The sequence below is a fragment of the Nitrosomonas sp. sh817 genome (assembly GCF_030908545.1).
Taxonomy (GTDB): Bacteria; Pseudomonadota; Gammaproteobacteria; order Burkholderiales; family Nitrosomonadaceae; genus Nitrosomonas.
Genome location: NZ_CP133083.1, coordinates 168,271 through 193,751, shown reverse-complemented (window position 1 = coordinate 193,751; position 25,481 = coordinate 168,271). Strand labels below are relative to the sequence as shown.

Annotated in this window: 18 protein-coding genes, 2 tRNA genes, 3 rRNA genes and 2 pseudogenes; 14 read left to right on the top strand and 11 right to left on the bottom strand. The window is 49.7% G+C overall.

Going from position 1 to position 25,481, the window contains the following annotated elements; all coding sequences use genetic code 11:
- Window positions 1-65 precede the first annotated feature (65 nt).
- From hyoA to RBH92_RS00985, 5 genes are all read left to right on the top strand, one after another.
- Window positions 66-4,394, top strand: a complete 4,329-nt coding sequence (gene hyoA / locus RBH92_RS01005; protein WP_307932880.1) for an NACHT domain-containing antiphage protein HyoA — start codon at window positions 66-68, stop codon at window positions 4,392-4,394.
- Between the two features lie 118 nt (window positions 4,395-4,512).
- Window positions 4,513-4,884 (top strand): hypothetical protein, encoded by a 372-nt coding sequence (locus RBH92_RS01000; protein WP_307932879.1) that lies wholly within the window; start codon window positions 4,513-4,515, stop codon window positions 4,882-4,884.
- 209 nt (window positions 4,885-5,093) lie between these two features.
- Window positions 5,094-6,458 carry a TolC family protein gene (locus RBH92_RS00995; protein WP_307932878.1) on the top strand — a complete coding sequence of 455 codons (1,365 nt, stop codon included), beginning with the start codon at window positions 5,094-5,096 and terminating at the stop codon, window positions 6,456-6,458.
- Between the two features lie 11 nt (window positions 6,459-6,469).
- Window positions 6,470-8,050 carry an efflux RND transporter periplasmic adaptor subunit gene (locus RBH92_RS00990; protein ID WP_307932877.1) on the top strand — a complete coding sequence of 527 codons (1,581 nt, stop codon included), beginning with the start codon at window positions 6,470-6,472 and terminating at the stop codon, window positions 8,048-8,050.
- Between the two features lie 11 nt (window positions 8,051-8,061).
- Window positions 8,062-11,184 (top strand): efflux RND transporter permease subunit, encoded by a 3,123-nt coding sequence (locus RBH92_RS00985; RefSeq protein ID WP_307932876.1) that lies wholly within the window; start codon window positions 8,062-8,064, stop codon window positions 11,182-11,184.
- Window positions 11,185-11,253: 69 nt separating this feature from the next.
- On the opposite strand, the gene RBH92_RS00980 is transcribed toward RBH92_RS00985, so the two are convergent.
- The 4 genes and pseudogenes from RBH92_RS00980 to RBH92_RS00970 all read right to left on the bottom strand — a co-directional run bounded on the left by RBH92_RS00980 (window position 11,254) and on the right by RBH92_RS00970 (window position 12,913).
- The gene (locus RBH92_RS00980; RefSeq protein ID WP_307932875.1) at window positions 11,254-11,871 is read right to left on the bottom strand and encodes a PEP-CTERM sorting domain-containing protein; all 618 of its coding nucleotides are present in this window, start codon (window positions 11,869-11,871) and stop codon (window positions 11,254-11,256) included.
- Between the two features lie 15 nt (window positions 11,872-11,886).
- Window positions 11,887-12,063: pseudogene (locus RBH92_RS15010) on the bottom strand (IS30 family transposase); the annotation flags it as partial.
- 219 nt (window positions 12,064-12,282) lie between these two features.
- Window positions 12,283-12,684, bottom strand: a complete 402-nt coding sequence (locus RBH92_RS00975; RefSeq protein ID WP_307932874.1) for a type II toxin-antitoxin system VapC family toxin — start codon at window positions 12,682-12,684, stop codon at window positions 12,283-12,285.
- Complete coding sequence (locus tag RBH92_RS00970) at window positions 12,668-12,913, bottom strand: type II toxin-antitoxin system Phd/YefM family antitoxin (RefSeq protein ID WP_307932873.1); 246 nt, start codon at window positions 12,911-12,913, stop codon at window positions 12,668-12,670. Before RBH92_RS00970 ends, RBH92_RS00975 begins: the two co-directional genes overlap by 17 nt.
- 207 nt (window positions 12,914-13,120) lie before the next feature.
- On the opposite strand from RBH92_RS00970, the gene RBH92_RS00965 reads away from it, so the two are divergent.
- From RBH92_RS00965 to RBH92_RS00955, 4 genes and pseudogenes are all read left to right on the top strand, one after another.
- Window positions 13,121-13,735, top strand: coding sequence for an EamA family transporter (locus RBH92_RS00965; RefSeq protein ID WP_307932872.1), 615 nt, complete (start codon window positions 13,121-13,123; stop codon window positions 13,733-13,735).
- Window positions 13,736-13,780: 45 nt separating this feature from the next.
- Window positions 13,781-13,900, top strand: a pseudogene (locus RBH92_RS14940) (hypothetical protein); the annotation flags it as partial.
- A 460-nt stretch (window positions 13,901-14,360) separates the two neighbouring features.
- Window positions 14,361-14,915 (top strand): FxDxF family PEP-CTERM protein, encoded by a 555-nt coding sequence (locus RBH92_RS00960; RefSeq protein WP_307932871.1) that lies wholly within the window; start codon window positions 14,361-14,363, stop codon window positions 14,913-14,915.
- Window positions 14,916-14,990: 75 nt separating this feature from the next.
- Window positions 14,991-15,644 (top strand): class I SAM-dependent methyltransferase, encoded by a 654-nt coding sequence (locus tag RBH92_RS00955; RefSeq protein WP_307932870.1) that lies wholly within the window; start codon window positions 14,991-14,993, stop codon window positions 15,642-15,644.
- Window positions 15,645-15,719: 75 nt separating this feature from the next.
- Here RBH92_RS00955 and RBH92_RS00950 read toward each other — a convergent pair whose 3' ends face one another.
- The gene (locus RBH92_RS00950) at window positions 15,720-16,448 is read right to left on the bottom strand and encodes a hypothetical protein (protein ID WP_307932869.1); all 729 of its coding nucleotides are present in this window, start codon (window positions 16,446-16,448) and stop codon (window positions 15,720-15,722) included.
- Between the two features lie 342 nt (window positions 16,449-16,790).
- Between RBH92_RS00950 and RBH92_RS00945 the strand changes: the two genes are divergently transcribed.
- The 5 genes from RBH92_RS00945 (at window position 16,791) to RBH92_RS00930 (ending at window position 19,251) form a co-directional block, all read left to right on the top strand.
- Entirely contained in the window at window positions 16,791-17,171 is a 381-nt protein-coding gene (locus RBH92_RS00945; protein ID WP_307932868.1) for an exosortase system-associated protein, TIGR04073 family, read from the top strand.
- 76 nt (window positions 17,172-17,247) lie between these two features.
- A complete protein-coding gene (locus tag RBH92_RS00940; RefSeq protein ID WP_307932867.1) occupies window positions 17,248-18,354 on the top strand; it encodes an SMP-30/gluconolactonase/LRE family protein in 1,107 nt (368 codons plus the stop codon).
- 398 nt (window positions 18,355-18,752) lie between these two features.
- Window positions 18,753-18,869, top strand: coding sequence for an IS66 family insertion sequence element accessory protein TnpB (gene tnpB / locus RBH92_RS14935; RefSeq protein WP_374049952.1), 117 nt, complete (start codon window positions 18,753-18,755; stop codon window positions 18,867-18,869).
- 85 nt (window positions 18,870-18,954) lie between these two features.
- Window positions 18,955-19,050, top strand: coding sequence for an IS66 family transposase (locus RBH92_RS14930; protein WP_374049942.1), 96 nt, complete (start codon window positions 18,955-18,957; stop codon window positions 19,048-19,050).
- A 39-nt stretch (window positions 19,051-19,089) separates the two neighbouring features.
- A complete protein-coding gene (locus RBH92_RS00930) occupies window positions 19,090-19,251 on the top strand; it encodes a hypothetical protein (protein ID WP_307932865.1) in 162 nt (53 codons plus the stop codon).
- 353 nt (window positions 19,252-19,604) lie between these two features.
- On the opposite strand, the gene rrf is transcribed toward RBH92_RS00930, so the two are convergent.
- The 6 genes from rrf to RBH92_RS00900 all read right to left on the bottom strand — a co-directional run bounded on the left by rrf (window position 19,605) and on the right by RBH92_RS00900 (window position 25,360).
- Window positions 19,605-19,717: ribosomal RNA gene (rrf, locus tag RBH92_RS00925) — 5S ribosomal RNA — on the bottom strand.
- A 68-nt stretch (window positions 19,718-19,785) separates the two neighbouring features.
- Window positions 19,786-22,708: ribosomal RNA gene (locus RBH92_RS00920) — 23S ribosomal RNA — on the bottom strand.
- A gap of 224 nt (window positions 22,709-22,932) precedes the next feature.
- Window positions 22,933-23,008, bottom strand: a tRNA-Ala gene (locus RBH92_RS00915).
- Between the two features lie 11 nt (window positions 23,009-23,019).
- Window positions 23,020-23,096: transfer RNA gene (locus tag RBH92_RS00910), tRNA-Ile, on the bottom strand.
- Between the two features lie 110 nt (window positions 23,097-23,206).
- Window positions 23,207-24,742: ribosomal RNA gene (locus tag RBH92_RS00905) — 16S ribosomal RNA — on the bottom strand.
- Together the 16S, 23S and 5S rRNA genes with 2 tRNA genes alongside form the textbook arrangement of a ribosomal RNA operon.
- Window positions 24,743-25,156: 414 nt before the next feature.
- Window positions 25,157-25,360, bottom strand: coding sequence for a cold-shock protein (locus tag RBH92_RS00900; protein ID WP_292922015.1), 204 nt, complete (start codon window positions 25,358-25,360; stop codon window positions 25,157-25,159).
- Window positions 25,361-25,481 lie beyond the last annotated feature (121 nt).

Below are 25,481 nucleotides of genomic sequence, written 5' to 3'. Positions count from 1 at the left end.
AATCACAAATAATTAAAATACAATGCAACCCTATCGAGTATGAAAAATGTGATTCCTGACCTCTCATGACAAATGATTTTGTAGAGCTAAAGAGGACTTTTCATGATCTGCAGAAAGAGGCCAATGAAAACGATGATACAGATTTCAGTCAATGGTTTCCTACCGATAAGCACTTACGCTGGCCAGAACTGATTAAAGAGTACCGCGTAATAATTTTGTCCGAAGCCGGTTCGGGCAAAACAACCGAAATCCGCAATATCACTCGCTCGCTTAGAAATGAAGGAAAGCCAGCTTTTTTTCTTCGCCTGGAGCATATTCCTGCAAATTTTGAAGATTCTTTTGAAGAAGGAACTTACAAAGAATTCATTGAGTGGTCAGCATCTGGTTACGAAGGATGGCTTTTTTTGGATTCAGTGGACGAAGCACGTCTTCGGAACCCTAGTGACTTTGAACTTGCGATTCGTATATTAAGTAATAAAATCAGTACGGCAAAAGATCGCACACATATTGTCATAACCGGTCGAACAACAGCATGGCGGCCTAGAACCGATCTCAATCATTGCAACGATTGCTTTCCATATACACCAATTGCTACATCGGAGCGCAATCCACAAACCCATAATAATGAACCGGAAGAAGCGACCCAACCTGATGGAAGCGTACTAACCAAAACTGATTCGAAGAAAGAAAATGATTCATTTTTCATAATTGTTGCACTTGATGATCTCGCACGCGATCAGATCGCGGTGTTTGTCAAAGCAAGAGGGGTAGCGGATAGCAAAGCTTTTCTCGACGCGGTAGAACGCGCGGATGCCTGGTCTTTTACGACACGCCCCCAAGATTTGGAAGAATTAACCGGATTTTGGCTAGATCATAACCAGATTGGAAGCCGTCTCGAGATCATGCAAAACAGCATCGAACGTAGATTGACTGAGCATGACCAAAATCGAGCCGATGTTCGCCCACTTCAGGCGGAGCGTGCCCGTCAGGGAGCCAGGTTATTGGCAGCTGCTGCGACACTGACGCGTGAGTCGGCAATCAAAATCCCCGGCGGTAGCGCTAATTGCAAAGGAATCGATGTTCGATCCGTACTGCCGGATTGGGATAGCATGGATCAATCGGTGCTGCTGTCATTACCGATTTTCGATGAAGCGATTTATGGTACGGTGCGTTTCCACCATCGTTCGGTGCGCGAGTACTTAACCGCCGAGTGGTTTACCGGATTACTAAAGCGTGAAACATCGCGGCGAAATATTGAAGCATTAATCTTTCGCAATCAGTACGGCTTGGATATTATCGCGCCCACGCTGCGTCCTATCTTGCCTTGGTTGATTCATTGGGATGAAAAGATCAGAGATCGTGTTCGCAAGTTGGCACCGGAAATTCTCTTTGAGGGAGGCGATCCAAGTCAGTTACCTTTGGAAGTGCGCAGGAGCGTACTGCACGATGTTTGCAAACAAATGGGCAGCAATACAATGGGACATACCATGCGAGACGAAGCAGCAGTGCAGCGATTTGCGAATCCTGATCTGACCGATGACGTGCTGGCATTGCTCCGTGAGTATGTGGATAACGACGACCTGAAGGCATTCCTGCTTCGAATGGTATGGATCGGACAGCTTAAAGGTGCGCGGCAGGAAGTTATGGAAGCCGCACTCAATCCTCATACTGAACGTTACACTCGCATGGTGGCATTCAGGGCCATCAAGGCCATTGGTTCCAGCGAAGATCGAGAACGTGTTTATCAAAACTTTCTAACCGAGGCACCAAAACTTAACCGCGAGTGGTTAGCTGAGCTTATTGAAATTATAAATCCGACAGAGCAAACACTGATTTGGCTATTGGCGTGTTTGGAGAAGATCGAACCGACGGAAAATCCCATCGCGGATAATTTGCTTTACAACTTATCCGCATTCGTTAAAGCTGCCGATATTAATCTGCTCCCTCAATTTGTCGCTGGCTTAAGCAGATTGCTTGACCTTCCACCACTAATCGAGCGGCGGTTTTGCGAAGTATCCGAGCAATTTCAGTGGCTGATAGCACCGGCGTGCAAAGCTGCTGAACGATTGATTTTGACCCATCATCACGCATCACTCGAATCCGACGTACTCGAAATTCTGTATAAATATTCTTCGGTGCTTCGATATGAGACCAATCATCTTTACGGCGTCAAGGAAGAGTTTTCAAAACTGATTCCTGCATGGAAGGAGTTGAATAGCGCGTTATTTTGGTACGAAGTGCAAAAGTCTAGAGCTGCTAGAGACAAACGTAATGGGGAACGATTGACCGAATTTTATCAAGTTCCATTCCGGCCGTTCTGGCGATTCGAGGAAAGTGATTTTGAGTATATTGCCGAAGAAATCTCCAATCAAACGCTTCTTGATAATCGATTGATTGCCCTGTCATTAGCCTTTGATCTGTACAAAAAGGCAGGTCGGCCAGCTGTCTGGCGCAGGCAACTGAAAAAACTGGTTGCTAACAGTAAGGAGCTATCCGAGCGCCTTAGTTCTTATTTAAAGCCTCCTGCACAAGATTTAATTTATCGACGCATGAAACAGGAAGAGTCGAAATGGAAAAGGGAATCTCAAGCCCACCAGAAACGACAGGAAAAATACCATGCAGACTGGAAGAAATACTTTAACGAAAAACTTGACGAAGCTTCAGCTGCACACCGTGAGAATCCTGGGATTCTGACAAATGATTTGCTTTATCTCTTCGATCAAACCCGGAAAAAGAAAAACTTAGCGGGTCGTTGGACAGAATATAACTGGCAAACGTTGATACCAGAGTATGGAGAAAAAGTTGCACGCTTCTATAGAGATGGTGTTGTTTCCCTATGGCGGCATCACAAACCGAAATTACGATCAGAAGGTGCGTCATGCAACGAAACACCCTATTCCGTCATTATTGGTTTGGTTGGCCTTGAAATCGAAGCTCATGAAACCGAAGATTGGCCTAGGCACTTGAATCCCGATGAAATTGAGAACGCTTGCAGATATGCAACCTTTGAGTTGAATGGTTTTCCGGTTTGGTTTCCTCGGCTTTTCGAAACATACCCGCAGCTTGTAATCGATTTTCTCATGCAAGAAATCCGCTATGAATTATCGATAGAAACATCTGAAACCGAAACGCACTACATCATCAGCGATCTGAGCTGGACGGGGCAATGGGCTTGGGATCAAATCGCACCGGATCTATATGAACTGTTGAACAGAGTGGAACCGAAGAATCTGGCTAACTTGGATAAACTGCTCAAGATTATTCAAGGCTCGACATTGGCGGATAAACAGATTGAAGCGTTAGCATCCCGTAAATGCGACATTTTGGCAGAGTGGGATCATGTGGCTCGCTGGTTTGCTGTATGGATGGGTGTTGCGCCCGATGAGGCAATTACAGTGCTTATTGCTCGAATTGAATCGATGTCTGATACAGAGAAACAAACTTTGTTTGCGATGATTTTTGTGACGCACCTTTTAGGTGGGCGCAGAACTAATAACTCAGCTGTGCGACAAGAATTTAAGACGCCAAAGCACCTGAAATCACTTTACTGGTTAATGCATGAGTATATTCGCCGTGAAGACGACATCGATCGCACTGGTAAAGGTGTTTATTCGCCAGAGTTGCGTGATGACGCGCAGGATGCACGAGACAATCTATTCAAATTGCTGAATCAGATTCCCGGCAAGGAATCATTCTTGGCGCTGATGGAGATTGCCGAGGCGCATCCAAACGAAAAATCCCGGCAGTGGATAATGCTTCAGGCAAAAACAAAAGCCGAGCAAGAGGGTGATATTGAAACCTGGTTACCGAAGCAAGTTAAAGACTTTAACGATAAACTGGAACGCACGCCCCGTAATCACAACGAATTGCACGAACTCGCTGTTTTGCGGTTCCTCGATCTCAAGGATGATTTGGAACACGGTGATAGCAGTATTGCCAGTACCCTGCAAAAGATTACACTCGAACCTGAGATGCGTAAGTTCATTGGTCGAGAATTGCGCAAGGAGGCATTGGGGCGCTATGACATTACACAGGAAGAGGAATTGGCCGATGCTAAAAGGATTGACCTGAGATTTCAGGGAATGGGCTTCGATGGCCCTATTCCTGTTGAACTTAAGCTCGCAGATAATTGGACTGGGCCGGATTTATTTGAACGACTTGAAAATCAGCTTTGCGGTGATTACTTGCGCGATAATCGATCTAATCGGGGCATTTTTGTTCTCGTGTATCGAGGTAAAAAAGAACATTGGGAAATGCCTGACAGCGCAAAACGGCTAGATTTTTTAGGATTGGTTGTAGCACTTCAAAAATATTGGCAGCATATTTCTCCGAAATTCCTTGGAGTTGATGACATAACGGTCATTGGAATTGATTTAACTAAAAGATCAAATTAGTTCATCTTTTGGCGGATTCAACTCTGAAATGCAATTTTTGTAAGGATGTTTTCGGGCGGGCTGGAACCATTGCGATAAATTTTCTTTGTAATATCCGTGGATTGTTTATAATAAAAAAATGAAAGCACATAACTACAAATGGCTATTGGTCTTTTTCATGCTATGGTTCCCGGTGCAGGGTGCCGTGGCGGCCATTTTGTCGGTATGTGTGCAAGAAACCAAATTCGATCATCCGCGTGCCGCCATCGACAACTCGCATCACCACGATGGCTGCCACAAGCAAGCGGCTGAGAATACAACCGATCATTGGCTTGATAGTCTGCCGTGCGATGATACTTCTTGTAATGCCTACAGCAGCACGCCGATTGTTTCCAGCACCGCGCCGCCGGTAACTGCTCATGCGATTTCCGCAATTACTCCCTATGAATCCGGCTTCACTTCCTTTGTACCGGATCAACCGCAACACCCTCCTCTGATCGTTTCCCTGTAACAGCTCGCCGGTCGTTCAGGCGAAAGAAAAACGAGTTAATTCGCATTCATTCCGTGCATTCTTTATGTCACGGAAAATGCAGCGCAGCGATGATCACTGGTTTTGGTGCATCATTGGCAGAATCGATCAAATGATGGTCAGGAGGCAAACATGTTCCTTCCAATTAAGGATAAACATCAGCAATTGCAAAATTTCACTGGGTGGTTGCGATGAACCGCACCGCGATGCTGTTTTTATTGTGGATTGCTACCACAGCGATCGCGCAAGTGCAAGCCCAAGAGCAAAACAACCTACCCGACGGCAAGGGTTCCCGCGTTTTTTCACCGTTGATCACGGAGGCCACGGATGCCGCTTTGGTGGTGCATGATGTGCCGTTGATGTCGGATCTGATCGCGGAAACCTTGGCAAACAATCCTGAAATCCGCGCGGCAGCGCAGGAGCGTGAAGCCGCACAGCAGCGCATCGCCCCGGCGGGCGCACTGGATGACCCGCAAGTCGAGATCGGGGTATTGTATATGCCGATTGCCGCATCGCCGTTCCGTACCGAGGATATGACGATGAAAATGATCGGCTTGGCGCAAACATTGCCTTTTCCGGGCAAGCGCGATTTGCGCGAAGCGGTTGCCGAAAAGGACGCAGAAGCGATCGAATTCGGTTACCAGGAAACCGTCAATCGCATCGTGCACGACCTCAAAACCGCGTATTTCGATTCTGGGTTAACGCTAGAACTGATCAAGCTGGTCGAGAAAAACAAGCAAACGCTCGAGCATTTCTTACGCATCGCGGAACAGCGTTATCAAGTCGGGCAAGGCAGCCAGGCGGATGTATTAAAAGCGCAAACACAAGTATCGCGCATGACGGACCGGTTGATCGACCTCGGACGCGAACAGCGCATATTCGAATCGAATTTGCTGCGTGCGCTGGGACGCGGTTTCGGCAGCCAAGCGCCGGTGCCGTTGCAGGTACAGCTTTATCACGAACCGGCGCTGAAATTCGAGGCGCTGTATCAAGCTGCTTTGATTCAACGTCCGCGTTTGCTGGCGCTGGCAAGTCTGATCGCGCGCAGCGACAAGGTACTGGAGCTGGCGAAGAAAGATTATTACCCCGACTTCACGCCACGGGTGATGTACGGACAGCGTGACAGCCGCTTGGACGGCACCGGGCGCGCCGATGAAGTCAGTTTCACCGTGACCATGAATCTGCCAGTTTGGCGCAAGAGCAAACTCGAACCGCGCGTTTCCGAAGCGCTGGCGCTGCGCGATCAGGCAATAAGCCTGCACCAAGCACAAATCAACGAAATTGCCGCGACGTTGCGGCAACAATTGGCAATCGCCGAGCAAAGCTATAAATCAGCGCAACTGTATCAATCGACCATCCTGCCGCAAGCGCGGCTGACCGTCGAATCGTCGCTGGCGGCTTACAAAGTCAACCGCGTCGACTTCCTGACCTTGCTCGATAATCAAATGACTGTGTTCGATTACGAAACCAGTTTGGTCACCGCAGTCGCCACCTACCACAAATCGCTGGCCGAAATCGAACTGCTGGTCGGCAAGCGTCACGACAAGCACCGGTAAGGGAGATCATCATGAAATCAACAGCTAAAATTTTGCTGACAGTTTCAACCATGGCAGCCTTGCTGTCTGCCGGTTATTGGCTGGGCAGCACGCAATCCCAAAATGCCGCAAACGGTGTTGCCGAGGACACGGGGAAAAACAGAAAAATTTTGTATTACCGCAATCCGATGGGATTGCCGGATACATCGCCGGTGCCGAAAAAAGACCCGATGGGCATGGATTATCTGCCGGTTTACGAAGGCGAGGAACAACCATCCGGCGATCCCGGCTGGGTAAGTATCAGTCCCGATAAAGTGCAAAAACTCGGAGTACGCACCGAGTCTACGGCGATGCGCGAACTGATGCGCACGGTGCGCGCGGTGGCGACAGTGCAAACCGACGAGCGCCAGCAATTCACGCTGGTGACGAAGTTCGAAGGCTGGATACAGCGGCTGTATGTCAATACCACCGGCCAGGCGGTGAAAAAGGGCGATGCGTTGATGGATGTTTACAGCCCCGACTTGATTACCGCGCAGCAGGAATATCTGATTGCACTGAAAGGCCTGCAATCGACCGCCGACGGTACGCCCGACGTGCGCCAGGCGATGCAGCGCCTGGTGGAAAGCGCGTTGCAGCGGCTGCGCAACCTGGATATCGCGGAAACCGAGATACGCCGCCTGCAACGCGAAGGTCAGGTGCAGCAATACTTGACGCTGCGCTCCAAAGCCGACGGCGTGGTGCTGGAAAAGATGGCTGTCGAAGGCCAACGCTTCATGCCCGGCGATACCTTGTATCAGATCGCCGATTTGTCGCAGGTGTGGCTGCTGGCCGATGTGTTCGAGCAGGATCTGGGCATGATCCACAACGGACAATCGGCGACGGTGCGCGTCGACGCCTATCCCGGTAACGTGTTCAACGGCGAAGTGGCATTCATTTATCCGTCGATCACGCCTGAGACACGCACTGCGGTAGTGCGCATCGTATTACCCAACCCAAATGGTTTGTTGAAACCGGCGATGTACGCGCGCGTCGAATTTGCCTCCTCGCATAGCAAGGACAAGGTGCTGACGGTGCCGGATTCCGCCGTACTCGATACCGGCACCCGGCGCGTGGTACTGGTCGAACGCGGCGCTGGCCTGTTTGAACCGCGCACCGTCAAACTCGGCTTTCATGCCGACGGCTACGCCGAAGTGCTGGGCGGATTACGTCTCGGCGAAGCGGTCGTGATCAAGGCGAATTTCCTGATCGACGCGGAAAGCAATTTCAAAGGCGCGCTCAGCGGCTTCGGCCACGGCAGTTTTGAGGCGGTAGCTCACGAACACGATGCTGCCGGATCGCACGCCGGTGAGTCTGCCCGCGCCACGCATCGCGGCGAAGGCGTGATCCGCGCACTGGATTTCGCGCATGGCGTGGTTACATTGGCGCACGAACCGATTGCCAGCTTGAACTGGCCGGCGATGACGATGGATTTCCGCGTGTTCGAGCCGTCACTGTTGCCAGCATTCAAGCCGGGGCAACACATCGTTTTTGAGATGGCGGAAGAATCCGCCGGCGAATTCGTGCTGGTGCATATCGAAGCCGCCGAAGCGCATCACGATCATTCAGCCCATTGAGCGAGGGAATCATGCTGAAAACAATTATTGCATGGTCGATCCGGCATGTGTTTCTGGTGCTGCTCGGCACAGCTTTTATCGTCGGCTGGGGGGGTTATTCGCTATGGAAAATGCCGGTCGATGCGATTCCCGATCTGTCCGACGTGCAAGTCATCATTTATACCGAATACCCCGGCCAGGCGCCGCAAGTGGTCGAAGATCAGGTCACTTATCCGTTGACCACGGCGATGCTCGCGGTACCGCGCGCCAAAGTGGTGCGCGGCTTGTCGGCATTCGGCGTGTCGTTCATTTATGTCATTTTCGAGGACGGCACCGATATTTATTGGGCGCGTTCGCGCGTGCTCGAATACCTGAGCTTCGCCGCCAACCAGTTGCCGCGCGACGTGCGCCCGGCGCTCGGTCCTGACGCCACCGGCGTCGGTTGGATTTATCAGTACGTGGTGCAAGGCAAAGAGCGCACGCTCGACGAGTTGCGCGCGTTGCAGGATTGGTTCTTGCGCTATCAACTCACCACCACCGAAGGCGTATCGGAAATCGCCAGCGTCGGCGGTTTCGTCAAGACTTACCAAATCACCGTCGATCCGCGCCGTCTGCAAGCCTACAACATTCCGCTGAAACGCATCACCGAGGTTATCGCAGAGAGCAACCGCGACGTCGGCGGGCGCGTGATCGAGTTGACCGAAACCGAATATATGGTGCGCGGGCGCGGCTATTTGCGCGGCATCGCCGATCTGGAAAACCTGGTGGTCAACGCGCATCAAGGCATGCCGGTGTTGCTGCGCGACGTTGCCCGGGTCGAATTGGCCCCGAGCGAGCGGCGCGGCATTACCGAACTGAACGGCGAAGGCGAGGCGGTTTCCGGCATTGCGGTGGCGCGCTACGGCGAAAACGCGCTGGAAGTGATTCACAATCTCGAGCAGAAACTCGAGCAAATCCGCACCGGCTTGCCGGACAATGTGTCGTTGGAACCGGTGTACAACCGCTCGGAACTGATTCATCGCGCCATCGAAACGCTGCGCGAAGTGTTCATCGAGCAAATCGTCATTATCGCGCTGGTGTGCGCAATTTTTCTGATGCATGCGCGCAGTGCCCTGGTCGCGATCATCATGCTGCCGATCGGCGTATTGATTGCGTTCATCGCGATGACGTATCTGGGCATCAATTCGAATATCATGAGCCTGGCCGGTATCGCGCTGGCAATTGCGGAAATGACCGACGCCGCGATCGTGATGGTGGAAAACGCACACAAGCATCTGGCGCGCGCCGGGCCCGGGGAATCGCGCGTTCGCGCAGTGATCGCTTCATGCCAAGAAGTCGGGCCGTCGCTGTTTTTCAGCCTGCTGATCATCACCGTGTCGTTTCTGCCGGTATTCGCGCTGGAAGCGCAGGAAGGCCGCATGTTCCAGCCGCTCGCGTATACCAAAACCTTTGCCATGGCAGGCGCGGCGTTATTGTCGATTACTCTGGTGCCGGTATTGATCTTGCTGCTGATCCGAGGGCGCATTCCGCGCGAGGAAGATAACCTGCTCGGACGCATCATGATCCGCAGTTATAAACCGTTGGTCGGCTGGGTGTTGCGCTGGAAAAAATCGATTGTGGTGATCGCGCTCGGCGTACTGGCCGCAACGGTTTATCCGGCGATGCGGCTGGGCAGCGAATTCATGCCAACCTTGAACGAAGGCACTTTGCTGTACATGCCCGTGACCCTGCCCGGTATTTCCGTGACCAAAGCGGCGGAAACCATGCAAACGCAAAATAAAATTATCATGAGCTTTCCCGAAGTCGCGTCGGTGTTCGGCAAAGCAGGCCGCGCCGATACCGCCACCGACCCAGCGCCGTTGGAGATGACCGAAACCATCATCAACTTGAAACCGGAAAGCGCTTGGCGACCCGGCATGAACATCGACAAACTGATCGCCGAACTCGACCAGGCGTTGCAAATCCCCGGTGTCGCGAACGCCTGGACCATGCCGATCAAAAACCGCATCGACATGCTCGCGACCGGCATCCGCACACCGGTCGGCATCAAAGTGTTCGGCAACGATTTGAACCAGATCGAAGCCATCGCCAAGCAGATCGAAGCGGTGGTCAAAACCGTGCCCGGCACCACCAGCGCGTATGCGGAGCGTATCACCGGCGGCTATTACCTCGATATCGAACCGGACCGCATGGCGCTGGCGCGTTACGGCCTGACCGTCGGCGATCTGCTCGACGTGGTGTCGATCGCACTCGGCGGCGAAGTGATCACCACCACAGTGGAAGGCCGCGAGCGTTTCGACGTCGCCATCCGCTATCCGCGCGAACTGCGCAGCGATCCGCAAGCCATTGCAACGCAAGTGCTGGTGCCCGCGATGGGCGGCACCATGATTCCGCTCGGGCAGCTCGCCGCTGTCAAGCTGATGCAGGGTCCGCCCAGCATCCGCACCGAAAACGCATTGTTGTCGGCGTATATCTTCATCGACATCCGTGACCGCGACATCGGCGGCTACATCGCCGATGCGCAACAGATGGTGCGCGAGCAAGTGCAATTTCCGCAAGGCTATTACGCCACCTGGAGCGGGCAGTTCGAATACATGCAACGCGCTACCGAGAAACTCAAAATCGTCGTGCCGCTGACCGTGTCGCTGGTGTTTTTGCTGGTGTATTTGAATTTTGGCCGCCTGACCGAAACGCTGATCGTGATGCTGTCGATACCGTTCTCGCTGGTCGGAGGCATTTGGTTGATGTATTGGCTAGACTACAACTTGAGCATTGCCGCGGTGGTCGGCTTCATCGGCCTGATCGGCATCGCCGCCGAATCCGGCATGGTGATGCTGGCGTTCATCGACCAGTCGCTGACCACCATCGCGCGGCAACGCAAAGCGATGGCCGAACAAATAGCGTTATCGGACTTGTACGACGCCGTGATTCAAGGCGCCGTATACCGCATCCGCCCGGTGATGATGACCATCGCCGGCAGCGTCATCGGCCTGCTGCCGGTCATGCTCAGCACCGGCACCGGCTCCGAAATCATGCGCCGCATTGCCGCCCCCATGGTCGGCGGCATGGTCTCGGCGACGATCCTGACGCTGATCATTTTCCCGGCGGTGTATGCAGTGGTGAAGGGGACGGCACTGCGGCGAAACAGCGGGTAGGGTGCCATTAAGCGCAGCGCAATGCACCATACGGTTACAACATGCACCGAAAAAACCTATTCTGATGGCTCAACTCCTTATTCTTCGGAAAACCGCGACCCCCACCAATCCCAACCCAGCCAGCAGCATCACGTAAGTTTGCGGCTCCGGTATTAATGCAACGTCGCCGGTTTGCACTGGCCATACTGTATAATGAGCATTATCCTGATCATTTATAAGCATAACGAAGTCTAGCATATAACCATTAGCGTACGCCGGAATGTACGTACCGTAAAGAATCCCAGAAACCGTAACCGAGAAGTCCTCGTATCCATCAGGAGCGCTGGACGGGCCATGAGAAATCCAGTTAACCCCCCATGCCCATGAATATTCATCTATAGGAGATGCAGGGATATAAGGGGGACATCCTCCTCCAGTAGGATAAGAGCAGTCAGAGTAATTGTTTGTAAAATTATAGAATTCCGGGCGATCTGGGATTCTCCAACCATCAATGCCGTCGATGACAAGATCTGATACGAAAGCTATCTGTTCTTTGATCGATCTTGCGGCAGCGGGAGTGGCCCAGGTTAAATTACTTTCCGTGTCGTAATAGGCTTTTCCGTCTAATCGTGGCTCAAGCGTGGCGTTAGCCGATGCTGACGCTAGTAATACGGCAATAGCCGCAGCTCGTAGTGTTTTTCTTATCATTTTTTAGCTCCTTTTTTATTGGCGGGGGCAATTTCGAAGTGCAATACCTAACGGTGATTTGGTGTATCGCATCGTCTTTCCGAAGAATATCTCAAATGGGGTTCTGAATCCAAGCACTTTGCGTAGTCAATAGTTGAGTCTATCCACCGCCCATTGCACTTGTTCCTTGGCAACTTCAATCAGCCCCATCCCCTAGAGGAAATGCTGGCGCACCCCGGTAGGATGCGCCGACCGCAAGGAGGCGCATCAATCATATCTTATAGACATCCTTAGTTTGCACCCCAATGCTTTAACAAAATTGCCAATGGTATCGAATTGCAAATTGCCGTCAGATCTCTGCCGGAAATTCTGATGTTGATCCGTTTGTCCGAAGTGAAAAAATAACGCTCCTCTCTCCTGCGCTCGCACCCTTCACCAAATGCAGCGTAATCCGGGCACGGTATGCAGTTTTTCATCGGCGCTAATGAGCAGTGCTTGGTGAGCGATGGCGGTTGCGGCGATCAGCCGGTCGCCCGGGTCTCCGTGAACGATGACACCGCTTTCGGCCAATCCGGCAATCGCGGGAGTCAGCGGAAGGATGTGAAGCCCCTGTGACAGGATAATGTCTTCCATATATGAAACGGATGTGTGCTGCGGTGGCAAAATCAATCTGTTTTTCCGGAACAACACGGCTATTTCCCACAAGCTGATCGCGGCGCAAGCCAATCTCCCGCTATTCCTGGCGGCGATTAGGGATTCTTGCGCGGGTAACGTTAAGCGGTCCGGGCGATCCGCCCAGAATAACAGGACATGCGTGTCACAGATTGTCAGCATCGCTTGCCCATTCTTCATTCAAGGACGCAAGTATATCGCCAGCAATCACCGTGCCGCGCAGCGCATCCAGGCGCTTAAGCGCCGCATCGCGTTCGCTTTCCCGGAGATCGGGCACAATCCGGGCAATGGCTTTTCCATGCACGGTGATGACAACTTCTTCTCCCCCCTGTACCTGCTTAAGGTATTCCGGCAAGTGTTGGCGTAATTCCGTGATGTTGATCGATGTCATTGCAGGCCTCATAAATGTACATTATTTCTGTACAGTATAAAGTTTTGCTGCAAACTTGCAACCGGCATTTATGAAACGGTGTAACCAATCTCCGTTAGGCGTTGCACTTAAAATTGAATGATCTGCGCTACATCGGTCATGAGTTATGATGCGGCACATGATGATTTATGATCCTGGAAATTTAATTTACTTTAAGCACAGAAAATAATGCATCTGCAACATATCGCACTGGCCATCGTAGTGGCGGTGATCTGGGGATTCAATTTCGTGATGATTAAAGCGGGGCTTGACGAGCTTCCGCCGGTTCTGTTGTGCGCGCTGCGTTTCTTTTTTACTGCGTTTCCGGCAATTTTTTTCGTTCGGCCGCCTGCCGTCGCTTTCCGGCAAGTGATCGCTTTCGGATTCGTCATGTTCGCATTGCAATTCACTTTGCTGTTCTTCGGCATGGCTGCCGGCGCAACGGCCGGGCTGGCTTCGCTATTGTTGCAGGTGCAGGTGTTTTTTACGATGCTGCTGGCGGTATTATTCCTGGATGAAAAACCGTCGGGCTGGCAAATCACGGGTACGATCGTTTCATTCAGTGGTATTGCTCTGGTCGCTGCCAATATTGGGGAAGACATCTCGGTATTGGGTATGGTTCTGATCATTGCAGCCGCCGCTTCGTGGGGAATCGGCAATCTGATGTCGAAACGGCTGGGGCAAATTAACATGCTGGCGCTCGTGGCTTGGGGAAGTTTCGTCGCGTGGCCGCCGCTGTTGCTGCTATCGTTTGTCACTGAGCAAAGCGCCTGGAATCTTGAAAACCTATCCGGGCTTTCGTAGATTTCAGTTACGTCGGTTGGATACAACGCTTATCCGGTCACGCTGTTGGGGTTTGCGGCGTGGCACTGGCTATTGAGACGTTATCCCGCCACGACCGTGGCGCCATTCTCGCTTCTGGTGCCGGTGTTCGGATTCGCAAGCTCCGCGCTGGTTATGGATGAACCCATTTATCTCTGGAAAATCGGCGCCGCAGCTTTAATAATCGCTGGTTTGTGCATTAACTTGATGGCCAATCGCTTCGCTACCGCATCCCGATGACTGGTGGAATAACAGCAACACGCGTGTTTCTCCTGTTGCTCCCCAGTTTTTCATTGCGATATTCAGGTTACGGTTTGAATGATTTTCCCGAAACCGCAGCCGATTCCTTATCGATCCCGTCCGTGAAGCATGACACGCAAAACCGCTGCCAGGCTTATGAGATGGAGCTGCTTTACTGCTGCAAGTTAACAGAATTACTAGTTGTTTTATAGTAGCTTTCTCCAAAGCTTTTAGTACGAATTCAACACAACCTTACCATAGGCAATCAAAAGACAACGCTTTAGTATGCACAACCTAGAAATGACGAAAGTTATTTTTAAGAACACAACGCAAGCAGTTCATTTAATGACAACTCTAGGAGAAGATAATGCTACAAAACCTCAAACTGAAACTAGTCGCTGCAGCCGTTCTACTGTTTAGCTCAACCGCATTTGCCGGTTTTGGTAACTTTCCAGGAGACGGATCTGTTGGAAATCCATACGAATTGGGCAACATCGGTTCAACCCCGACAACATTGTCAGCATTGTTGATTGGCGCCACCGGAAACTCGTTTGAAGAATATGCCAATTTCACAATTCCTACCTTTTCATCCACCACAGGTTCTGCTTCAACTCTGTTTCTGTCGCTGGGTGGTTTTGTAGTTAACGATATCAACAATTTTGCAGTTGAAGTGTGGAATAGCACGCATCCAAACGGTACAACTTTGATCGCAACCTTTACCGATGATGGCTTAACCCATTCACTCGGCGATCTTCTTCCTGGTCAATATCATTTGGATATTAGCGGTACTTTCGGTGCCAACTTAGGTCAATATTCCGTTTCACTGCAAGCATTACCGGTACCGGAACCTGAAACCTATGCTATGTTACTGGCCGGCTTGGGATTGGTTGGTTTCTCTGCACGCAAACGAAAATTAGCTTAATTAGCACGTATCATCTAAACTGAAGCCACGAGGAGTTCTCCTCGTGGCTTTTTCATTTACACTGCTTACAACCTTTTGAATAGACAACCTCATTTCATTCCGGCATTTCATTTTCATTGGCTGACCCGCTGGTACGATCCCATGATGCGGTGGTTATTTCCCGAACTCCGGATTAGATCGGCATTGGTTACGCAAGCACGGATCCGGTCTGGTCAGCCGGTACTGGACATCGGTTGCGGCACTGGCACACTGACATTACTGATCAAGCAAACCGAACCTGAAGCAGTTGTCTGCGGATTGGATGCCGATCCGGAGATTTTGCGGATTGCCCAAGAAAAATCCGATCGAAACGAAAAGCCTATTCTGTTGCAACAAGGAACGGCAACGTGCTTGCCTTATGCCAACGAAACTTTCGACCACGTGTTTTCAAGCTTACTGATGCACCATTTGACCCGGGTGGATAAACAACAAGCGCTAAAAGAGATATTTCGCGTGCTCAAGCCTGGTGGTGAATTGCACATCGCCGATTTTGGCGAGCCGCACGATGTTACGATGTGGCTTCTTTCCCGGGGAATGCGGTGGTTCGAAGAGATCAACGATCATGTACTGGGTTTACTGCCGGTTTTCGCCGAAAAAGCCGGATTTCATTCAGTACAGGAAACCGCTTATTACCGGACTATCTTCGGAGCAGTTGTAATCATGCGCGCCTGCAAACCTGGTAGCGCATGATCCCAATATCCCTGACAATTGATCCTGACGAATACAGCACTTGCTAATGCATTGTATATTCAGCACGATCGTTGCTTAACGCAACCACAATTGCCTGATTTCCAGCAATAATTCGCCTAACTGCCGGGAACGTACCGGCTTGTGCGCTTTATGATGTTGTTCATATTGCACGAAATTCTTGTCCATTGTCAAAAAGCGAATGCCGGCATCCGCTACGCCCTGCCGTAATTTCTCCAGCGCGGGATCGCTGCAGTTATGGGATTCATCCTGTCCTGTAAGCAATCGAACCACTGTTTCTATTGCCGCCAAATCGACTCGTTTGGTTTGTGCGGCAATCACCGCAAGTGATTTCCATAAGGCGTTATGCCGGTCATGTAAATGCATGAGCGGTGCATCGAGTGTACCATGGAGCATGGCGCTGATCTTGCTGAGCCATGCGGGTGACGGCACATTCATTTGAAATGCTTTCATCGGTTCATGCGCAATATGCGCCCCGAATTCGTTGCCATGCTGAATCTCGGCGAGTGCGATAACCGCTAATCCACGCGCCAAATCAAAATTCGGCAAGATATTGCTCAAAGGCGTATCACCTTGCGTATAAAGATCAACTAGCAGATCCGCCAACGGTGGCGATGAAGACCATAATGCTTGCGCCAGTTGCGCACTCGGTTGCGGGCCGCGCAAAGTACGCCAATGCGTTTCGCAAAGTTTCACCAATTCGCCCTGCATCGGGTGATTATTCGATCGTGGTATGCGCCTGACCAGTTCTTCGGCTTCTGTTTTGATGAGGGTTAGACTGACCATGATTTACTCATTCCTTACGAAGGTGCTATATAAGAATCAAGCTATTAATCTTGTTGTGTGATTCCGGATGGGTATCACCGCGTAATCATTCGGCTGTGTATTCCATTCATCAGGCTTAAAAATAAGGTAGCATTGCCAATGGCGCAGTTGATTTTATGGGTACTGCAGCAACGCGAAATATGCTGCGCAAAGCAATCAGCAAAATAATTTGTGCTTGCGGTGATCGCTGAAAAGAACGGATCGAATTCTGTTCATATTGAACGGCACTATAGCACTATTTGTAACACGCTAATTAATCGTGTCATTACTTTAACCGAAGTAACAAATAACAGGAGATTTTTGATGAATGTGATGACTAGGTTTGTTTTTTTGATAACTTCACCATTTCTCTTCTCATGCATTGCTTTGGCGGATATTGAAACAACCCCGAACTCGCATTTTGATAAGTCCAGGTTGAAACTCAGCAGTGGTTTCGCCAACATTGCCACGGGTTGGATGGAATTTCCTAAAAATATCAACATTGTGGGGCAACAAGAAAATACGCTGGCGCCCGGCATGGCTGCTTTCAGTCTCGGTGTGCTTCAGGGTGGTTGGTATACGATCAATCGCATGGGGTGCGGGATATTTGATTTGCTAACTTTCATGATTCCAACAAATCCTTCGGTTGATCCGGCTTTTGTTTGGGATGATTTTTCACGTGAATCAAAATTCATGGGATATTGATTATTCAGTGAATGAATGCACGTATTTTTAGAAATCAATTTTTGCGGACTATCTTTTTAATGCTCTGCACGCTCTCATGAAAGTATCAACATCGCTATTGATTGCAGCTACATTCTGTATCAGTGCTTATTTCTGTTTCTGGCCTGTTCCGATAGAGCCTGTAAGCTGGAAGGCACCCTCCGCTCCGGGTTACACCGGAGTACATACTCGAAATGAGCGATTATCCGGCTTAAAATTTATTTCACTTGAAGGTGAAGAAGGTCCGGAGCATGTGGCATTGTCTAGTGACGGTATGCTCTACACCGCTGTAGCGAGTGGTAAAATTCTGCGCATGAGCCCTGATGGAAATGCGCTAGAAGTATTCGCAAATACCAGAGGCCGGGTATTGGGGTTCGATTTTGATGCCGCCGGTAACTTGATTGCGGCTGATGCAATGCGCGGCGTGCTGAAAATTACCCCAGATCGAAAGATCAGCATGCTTGTTGACCATGTCGATGACGACCTCATTCGCTACCCCAACAGCATTGCCGTTGCGCGAAACGGCAAAATTTATATAACAGATTCTTCCATTCGCTTTGCTCCATCACAAACGGGTGGAACCTTTGAGGCGAGTTTGCTGGATATTGTTGAGCAATCGGCCAGCGGTCGTGTACTGGAATATGATCCGGTAAATAATCAAGTGAGAATCGTCGCCAAAGGATTAAGTTTCGCCAATGGCATAGCGCTTTCACACGACGAGCAGTCATTATTCGTTAATGAAACCGGACGTTACCGGGTTTGGAAAATCGCAATAGCAGCTGAAAATCTTGATGTGACACTCAATTCAGCGCAAGCCATCATTCTTCTTGATAATTTACCGGGATATCCTGACAACCTAATGCGCGGCCAAGAAGGAAAAATCTGGCTAGGCTTTGCCAAACCGCGTAACTCAATTATCGATTTCATGAGTGACAAGCCCTTTTTAAGAAAGTTAGTGCTGCGTTTTCCGCGAATGTTTTGGCCTATTCCTGAAGCCTATGGTCACGTCATAGCATTCACGGAAAACGGAAACATCGTTTCAGACATGCAAGATCCAAGCGGTCAATACCCCGAAACCACTGCACTCACAGAAATTAGTGATCGATTCTTTATTCAGAGTTTGCATGCTAATAATTTAGGTTGGATGAATAAGCCAAGTGATTGAATGGGATCTAATCGATAACATGGCACCTCCAGCACACATCTCCCTATTGCTAATAGTTAAAAAATCACCTCCGGTAAAACCGGGGACTGATTGGATAAGTGCCTTAAAGGCGCTCTAAACCATGAGCCGCGTAACGCGCTAAATATTGGTCGTAGCGTTCATCCTCATGTTCTTAGTTGCGGATAAACGCCTAACTATTCCTTCATCAGCCCGATCATCGAAAAAAAGTAAGCCTCCACCACATTAACGCTCTGACACACCATCGCTATCTTCAAACCTTTCACAAGGAGGAACAATGTCATCTCAGAAGTACGGCAAACCGGCGGATACGCTTCGTCTCCACGGAAGGAGCAATCATGTGTTGAAACTCTGCCATCGACGGTATCGCCGGGTTGTCGGTGTTGGTGGAGCAGGCTTTGCAGCGATCACCTTGCGCGGGTTCAGCGTTTGTGTTTTGCAACCGCACAGGCAATCACATTCGAGTTAGATCATCTAAACCTCACGCCGGAAGCTAAAACCGAGATATCAAATCTGATTTAATCACTGCTCGCGCGAGCACAAAACGAGCGCAAGCTGCTGAAAGCGAAAACTAGGCGGTTGGTGCTGAAACTGGCGCATCTGCGCCGCATTCGCTACGGTGCGAAGAGCGAAGCACTGTCGCGGGCGCAGCAGTTAAGCTTGTTCGAAGAAGACTGACAAACCGATGTTTCGGCGATTGAAGCGGAATTCGAGTAGATGCCGCTGTATCGCATCGCACAAATCGTCGCGCAGGAAGATGTCACGCTATCGCTTTTTCCACCTTCTGGCGGAATGAGTTGGACACGTCGGCGTGGCGCTGTAACCGCTGGCCGGCCAATTTTGTACTTATTGGCAAGGACGTGTGCTGCACGCCGATGAAACCCCGGTGGCGCAACTGATCCCGGCAGCGGAAAAAAATAGTGCGCCTACCTGTGGGCGTATCCAGCAACGATTTTGAGCCGGAAACTACGGCGGCTACAAATCGCTATTTACCGTCGCTGACAAACTCGCTGTCTGTGGGCTATAATAACCGAATTGATGAATTGCTACCGCTTGCAACGGAAACTATTGTAGTGCGGTTGAAGGAATACAGTCGTCCAAGAGCAGCTCCGATACTACCGTAGCTTGTCTGTCAAGCTTTTTACAAAAGTTGCATTTCAATGTTAAGTCTGCTTAATAAATAAAAAACCCTTTCATAAAAAAATTATGAAAGGGTTTTTTATTTATTAAGTGCCTGGCGGTAACCTACTTTCACATGCGTATGCACACTATCATCGGCGCAACTTCGTTTCACGGTTCTGTTCGGTATGGGAAGAGGTGGGTCCAAAGTGCTATGGCCGCCAAGCGTAAAAAACGGAAAATAAAATAGAGTTAGATAAAAAATTATTATAACTTAATAAAATTTATAGTTATAGGATCAAGCCTCACGGTCAATTAGTATCGGTTAGCTTAACATATTACTATGCTTCCACACCCGACCTATCAACGTCGTAGTCTTCGACGAACCTTTAGGAGGGTTTAACCCTCGGGAAGTCTCATCTTGTGGTAAGTTTCCCGCTTAGATGCTTTCAGCGGTTATCTCGTCCGCACTTAGCTACCCGGCGATACGACTGGCGTCATAACCGGTACACCAGAGGTGCGTCCACTCCGGTCCTCTCGTACTAGGAGCAGGTCCACTCAAACTTCCAACGCCCACGGCAGATAGGGACCAAACTGTCTCACGACGTTTTAAACCCAGCTCACGTACCACTTTAAATGGCGAACAGCCATACCCTTGGGACCGGCTACAGCCCCAGGATGTGATGAGCCGACATCGAGGTGCCAAACTCCCCCGTCGATATGAACTCTTGGGAGGAATCAGCCTGTTATCCCCGGCGTACCTTTTATCCGTTGAGCGATGGCCCTTCCATACAGAACCACCGGATCACTATGACCTGCTTTCGCACCTGCTCGACTTGTCAGTCTCGCAGTTAAGCACGCTTTTGCCATTGCACTATTAGCACGATTTCCGACCGTACCTAGCGTACCTTCGTACTCCTCCGTTACAATTTGGGAGGAGACCGCCCCAGTCAAACTGCCTACCATACACGGTCCCCAATCCAGATAATGGATCTAGGTTAGAACCCCAACAACATTAGGGTGGTATTTCAAGGTTGGCTCCATAGATTCTGGCGAATCTACTTCAAAGCCTCCCACCTATCCTACACAAATGTTATCAAAGTCCAATGTAAAGCTACAGTAAAGGTGCACGGGGTCTTTCCGTCTAGCCGCGGGGAGATTGCATCTTCACAAACACTTCAACTTCGCTGAGTCCCAGGAGGAGACAGTGTGGCCATCGTTACGCCATTCGTGCAGGTCGGAACTTACCCGACAAGGAATTTCGCTACCTTAGGACCGTTATAGTTACGGCCGCCGTTTACCGGGGCTTCAATCAAGAGCTCTCACCCCATCATTTAACCTTCCGGCACCGGGCAGGCGTCACACTCTATACGTCCACTTACGTGTTTGCAGAGTGCTGTGTTTTTATTAAACAGTCGCAGCCACCTATTTTTTGCAACCTTTTTCTGCTTCACGCGCAAGGCGCTACACATACCAAAGGCACACCTTCTCCCGAAGTTACGGTGTCATTTTGCCGAGTTCCTTCTCCTGAGTTCTCTCAAGCGCCTTAGAATTCTCATCCTACCCACCTGTGTCGGTTTTCGGTACGGTCTTCATTTAACTGAAGCTTAGCGGATTTTCCTGGAAGCATGGTATTACTCACTTGGCACTCCGAGGAGTGTTTCGTTATCACATCTCGATTTAGCCGCCCGGATTTTCCTAAGCAGCATATCTACTTGCTTAAACCGGGACATCCAACACCCGGCTGAGCTAACCTTCTTCGTCCCCGCATCGCATTAAATAAAGGTACTGGAATTTTAACCAGTTTCCCATCAGCTACGCATTTCTGCCTCACCTTAGGGGCCGACTCACCCTGCGCCGATTAGCGTTGCACAGGAAACCTTGGGTTTTCGGCGAGGGAGTCTTTCACTCCCTTTATCGCTACTCATGTCAGCATTCGCACTTCCGATACCTCCAGCAGCCTTTACAAGCCACCTTCGCAGGCTTACGGAACGCTCTCCTACCATCTACATTACTGTAAATCCCTAGCTTCGGTGTATAGTTTAAGCCCCGTTACATCTTCCGCGCAGGACGACTCGATCAGTGAGCTATTACGCTTTCTTTAAAGGGTGGCTGCTTCTAAGCCAACCTCCTGACTGTCTATGCCTTCCCACTTCGTTTACCACTTAACTATATCTTGGGGACCTTAGCTGAGGGTCTGGGTTGTTTCCCTTTTGACACCGGACGTTAGCACCCGATGTCTGTCTCCCATGCTCGCACTCTTTGGTATTCGGAGTTTGCAATGGTTTGGTAAGTCGCGATGACCCCCTAGCCATAACAGTGCTCTACCCCCAAAGGTGATACATGAGGCACTACCTAAATAGTTTTCGGAGAGAACCAGCTATTTCCAGATTTGTTTAGCCTTTCACCCCTATTCACAGCTCATCCCCTAGTTTTTCAACACTAGTGGGTTCGGACCTTCACGAGGTGTTACCCTCGCTTCATCCTGGCCATGAATAGCTCATCTGGTTTCGGGTCTACACCCAGCAACTTGCGCCCTATTAAGACTCGCTTTCGCTACGCTTCCCCTACTCGGTTAAGCTTGCTACTGAATGTAAGTCGCTGACCCATTATACAAAAGGTACGCAGTCACTCTTTCGAGCTCCCACTGTTTGTATGCAAGCGGTTTCAGGATCTATTTCACTCCCCTTCCGGGGTTCTTTTCGCCTTTCCCTCACGGTACTGGTTCACTATCGGTCGATTACGAGTATTTAGCCTTGGAGGATGGTCCCCCCGTCTTCAAGCAAGATTTCTCGTGTCCCGCTCTACTTTTCTCAATCCTAGTTCCACATTTGAATTTTCACCTACAGGACTATCACCTACTATGGTTTAACTTTCCAGAAAATTCGATTAATTCAAATGCTAAATATTGATGGCTACTCCCATTTCGCTCGCCGCTACTTTGGGAATCTCTGTTGATTTCTTTTCCTCTGGTTACTTAGATGTTTCAGTTCACCAGGTTCGCCACGCTTAATCTATATATTCAATTAAGGTTGATTCTTGCCTAATAAGCTCTCGCACTCCGCAAAAACCAATTAGACAAGAGTCAGGTTTCCCCATTCGGACATCTCCGGATCAAAGTTTGCTTGCCAACTCCCCGAAGCTTTTCGCAGGCTTCCACGTCCTTCATCGCCTGTAATCGCCAAGGCATCCACCACTTGCACTTATTTACTTGATCCTATAACTTTAAAAATTATTAACGTTATAGTTATTACTACATTTTATTGCTTTTCATATCTTTATTTTATAAAGACACAATCTAACCCTTAACTTTCATTATTTAAATGAGAGTTTTTATTTTCCATATTTTTAAAGAACAAAAAAACACAATTTTTATAGACACAGCCGCTAGTTGCTTTTACAAATCCACCTATTTATTATTTTATAATCGCAATAAAACATTGGTGGAGGTGAACGGGATCGAACCGATGACCCCCTGCTTGCAAAGCAGGTGCTCTCCCAGCTGAGCTACACCCCCTTCTATGCCGATGGTGGGTCTGGGTGGACTTGAACCACCGACCCCACGCTTATCAAGCGTGTGCTCTAACCAGCTGAGCTACAGACCCAAATAGCTTAAGCACCATTTACATGGAATACACATTAGCAAAATCATGGTTCTTAGCTCTGTCTATATAACAATCGATAGGTTGTGAATACTTGATTCAGCCATTTCTTGAAAGGAGGTGATCCAGCCGCAGGTTCCCCTACGGCTACCTTGTTACGACTTCACCCCAGTCATGAACCTCACCGTGGCAAGCGCCCTCCTTGCGGTTAGACTACCTGCTTCTGGTGAAGCCCACTCCCATGGTGTGACGGGCGGTGTGTACAAGACCCGGGAACGTATTCACCGCGACATGCTGATCCGCGATTACTAGCGATTCCGACTTCACGGAGTCGAGTTGCAGACTCCGATCCGGACTACGACGCGCTTTATGAGATTAGCTCCCTCTCGCGAGTTGGCAACCCTCTGTACGCGCCATTGTATTACGTGTGAAGCCCTACCCATAAGGGCCATGAGGACTTGACGTCATCCCCACCTTCCTCCGGTTTATCACCGGCAGTCTCATTAAAGTGCCCAACTAAATGGTAGCAATTAATGACAAGGGTTGCGCTCGTTGCGGGACTTAACCCAACATCTCACGACACGAGCTGACGACAGCCATGCAGCACCTGTGTTGCAGCTCCCTTTCGGGCACTTTCTCATCTCTGTGAAATTCTGCACATGTCAAGGGTAGGTAAGGTTTTTCGCGTTGCATCGAATTAATCCACATAATCCACCGCTTGTGCGGGTCCCCGTCAATTCCTTTGAGTTTTAATCTTGCGACCGTACTCCCCAGGCGGTCAACTTCACGCGTTAGCTACGTTACCAAATCTATTAAGATCCGACAACTAGTTGACATAGTTTAGGGCGTGGACTACCAGGGTATCTAATCCTGTTTGCTCCCCACGCTTTCGTGCCTGAGCGTCAGTGTTAACCCAGGGGGTTGCCTTCGCCATCGATGTTCTTCCACATCTCTACGCATTTCACTGCTACACATGGAATTCCACCCCCCTCTGCCACACTCTAGTCTTGTAGTTTCAAACGCAATTCCCAGGTTAAGCCCGGGGATTTCACATCTGACTTACAAAACCGCCTGCGCACCCTTTACGCCCAATAATTCCGATTAACGCTTGCACCCTACGTATTACCGCGGCTGCTGGCACGTAGTTAGCCGGTGCTTCTTCTGTTGATACTGTCATGAATTGCAAGTATTAGTCACAATTTTTTCTTCTCAACTGAAAGAGCTTTACAACCCGAAGGCCTTCTTCACTCACGCGGCATTGCTGGATCAGGCTTTCGCCCATTGTCCAAAATTCCCCACTGCTGCCTCCCGTAGGAGTCTGGGCCGTGTCTCAGTCCCAGTGTGGCTGGCCATCCTCTCAGACCAACTACTGATCGTCGCCTTGGTAGGCCATTACCCCACCAACTAGCTAATCAGACATCGGCCGCTCCAAAAGCATGAGGTCTTTCGATCCCCCACTTTTCTCCTCAGAGATTATGCGGTATTAGCGCATCTTTCGATGCGTTATCCCCCACTTTAGGACACGTTCCGATGCATTACTCACCCGTTCGCCACTCGCCACCAAACCGAAGTTTGTGCTGCCGTTCGACTTGCATGTGTAAAGCATGCCGCCAGCGTTCAATCTGAGCCAGGATCAAACTCTTAAGTTTAATTCTGGTAAAACTCTCGCTAGACGTTGATTTTGATTAATTTACCAATTTCTACATTCTTGCGAATACTTAAATTTTTAGGCTTTTTGCCTTTTAGCTTCTCAAGTATTCACACCTATCGATTGTATTTTTTTAAAGAACATCGCTACGTTTTTTGTTGCTCATGCAGCGAGAAGCGGAATTATACAGACTCTAAAGTATCGGTCAAGACTTTTTTTTAAATTTTGCGAAATATTTGAAAATAGATGGTGACCAACGCGATTAATCTTTCAATGAAACAATCATTGATTCAAGTTGACGATGCGGTTATGTTCTGAATATCAATCAGATAGCGCTTACGCTCTATCCCTTCTCATCCCCCGCGTCAGCGGGGGTCTTTCTTGTGATCAGTATTTCGCACCACAACCTATTTGCCTATTGCGGCATGATGTTTGCAGCCTGCTTCCCTTTTGGTCCTGTAGTAACGTCGAAGGTCACGCGCTGTGCTTCGCGTAATGATTTATAACCACCACTATTGATTGCAGAGAAATGAGCAAATATATCTTCGCCGCCATCATCCGGAGTAATAAAACCAAAACCTTTCGAATCATTGAACCATTTTACTGTGCCTGTTGCCATAGATTTCCTTAATAATTAAATAAAAAACAACGTCCACGGCAAGCCGTGGCGGTCATCGAATATCAAGGAAAAAAGGTCAACCATTAGCATCGCATTTAACAGCTTGAATCCAAAAGACCCA

Bases quoted from the DNA above. Each gene is read 5' to 3' on its own strand.
- RBH92_RS00980 (WP_307932875.1), bottom strand. From the start codon at position 11,871: ATGATAAGAAAAACACTACGAGCTGCGGCTATTGCCGTATTACTAGCG.
- RBH92_RS00975 (WP_307932874.1), bottom strand. From the start codon at position 12,684: ATGCTGACAATCTGTGACACGCATGTCCTGTTATTCTGGGCGGATCGC.
- RBH92_RS00930 (WP_307932865.1), top strand. From the start codon at position 19,090: ATGCCGCTGTATCGCATCGCACAAATCGTCGCGCAGGAAGATGTCACG.
- hyoA (WP_307932880.1), top strand. From the start codon at position 66: ATGACAAATGATTTTGTAGAGCTAAAGAGGACTTTTCATGATCTGCAG.
- RBH92_RS00995 (WP_307932878.1), top strand. From the start codon at position 5,094: ATGAACCGCACCGCGATGCTGTTTTTATTGTGGATTGCTACCACAGCG.
- RBH92_RS00900 (WP_292922015.1), bottom strand. From the start codon at position 25,360: ATGGCAACAGGCACAGTAAAATGGTTCAATGATTCGAAAGGTTTTGGT.
- RBH92_RS00990 (WP_307932877.1), top strand. From the start codon at position 6,470: ATGAAATCAACAGCTAAAATTTTGCTGACAGTTTCAACCATGGCAGCC.
- RBH92_RS00950 (WP_307932869.1), bottom strand. From the start codon at position 16,448: ATGGTCAGTCTAACCCTCATCAAAACAGAAGCCGAAGAACTGGTCAGG.
- RBH92_RS01000 (WP_307932879.1), top strand. From the start codon at position 4,513: ATGAAAGCACATAACTACAAATGGCTATTGGTCTTTTTCATGCTATGG.
- RBH92_RS00985 (WP_307932876.1), top strand. From the start codon at position 8,062: ATGCTGAAAACAATTATTGCATGGTCGATCCGGCATGTGTTTCTGGTG.
- RBH92_RS00945 (WP_307932868.1), top strand. From the start codon at position 16,791: ATGAATGTGATGACTAGGTTTGTTTTTTTGATAACTTCACCATTTCTC.
- RBH92_RS00970 (WP_307932873.1), bottom strand. From the start codon at position 12,913: ATGACATCGATCAACATCACGGAATTACGCCAACACTTGCCGGAATAC.
- RBH92_RS00960 (WP_307932871.1), top strand. From the start codon at position 14,361: ATGCTACAAAACCTCAAACTGAAACTAGTCGCTGCAGCCGTTCTACTG.
- RBH92_RS00965 (WP_307932872.1), top strand. From the start codon at position 13,121: ATGCATCTGCAACATATCGCACTGGCCATCGTAGTGGCGGTGATCTGG.
- RBH92_RS00940 (WP_307932867.1), top strand. From the start codon at position 17,248: ATGAAAGTATCAACATCGCTATTGATTGCAGCTACATTCTGTATCAGT.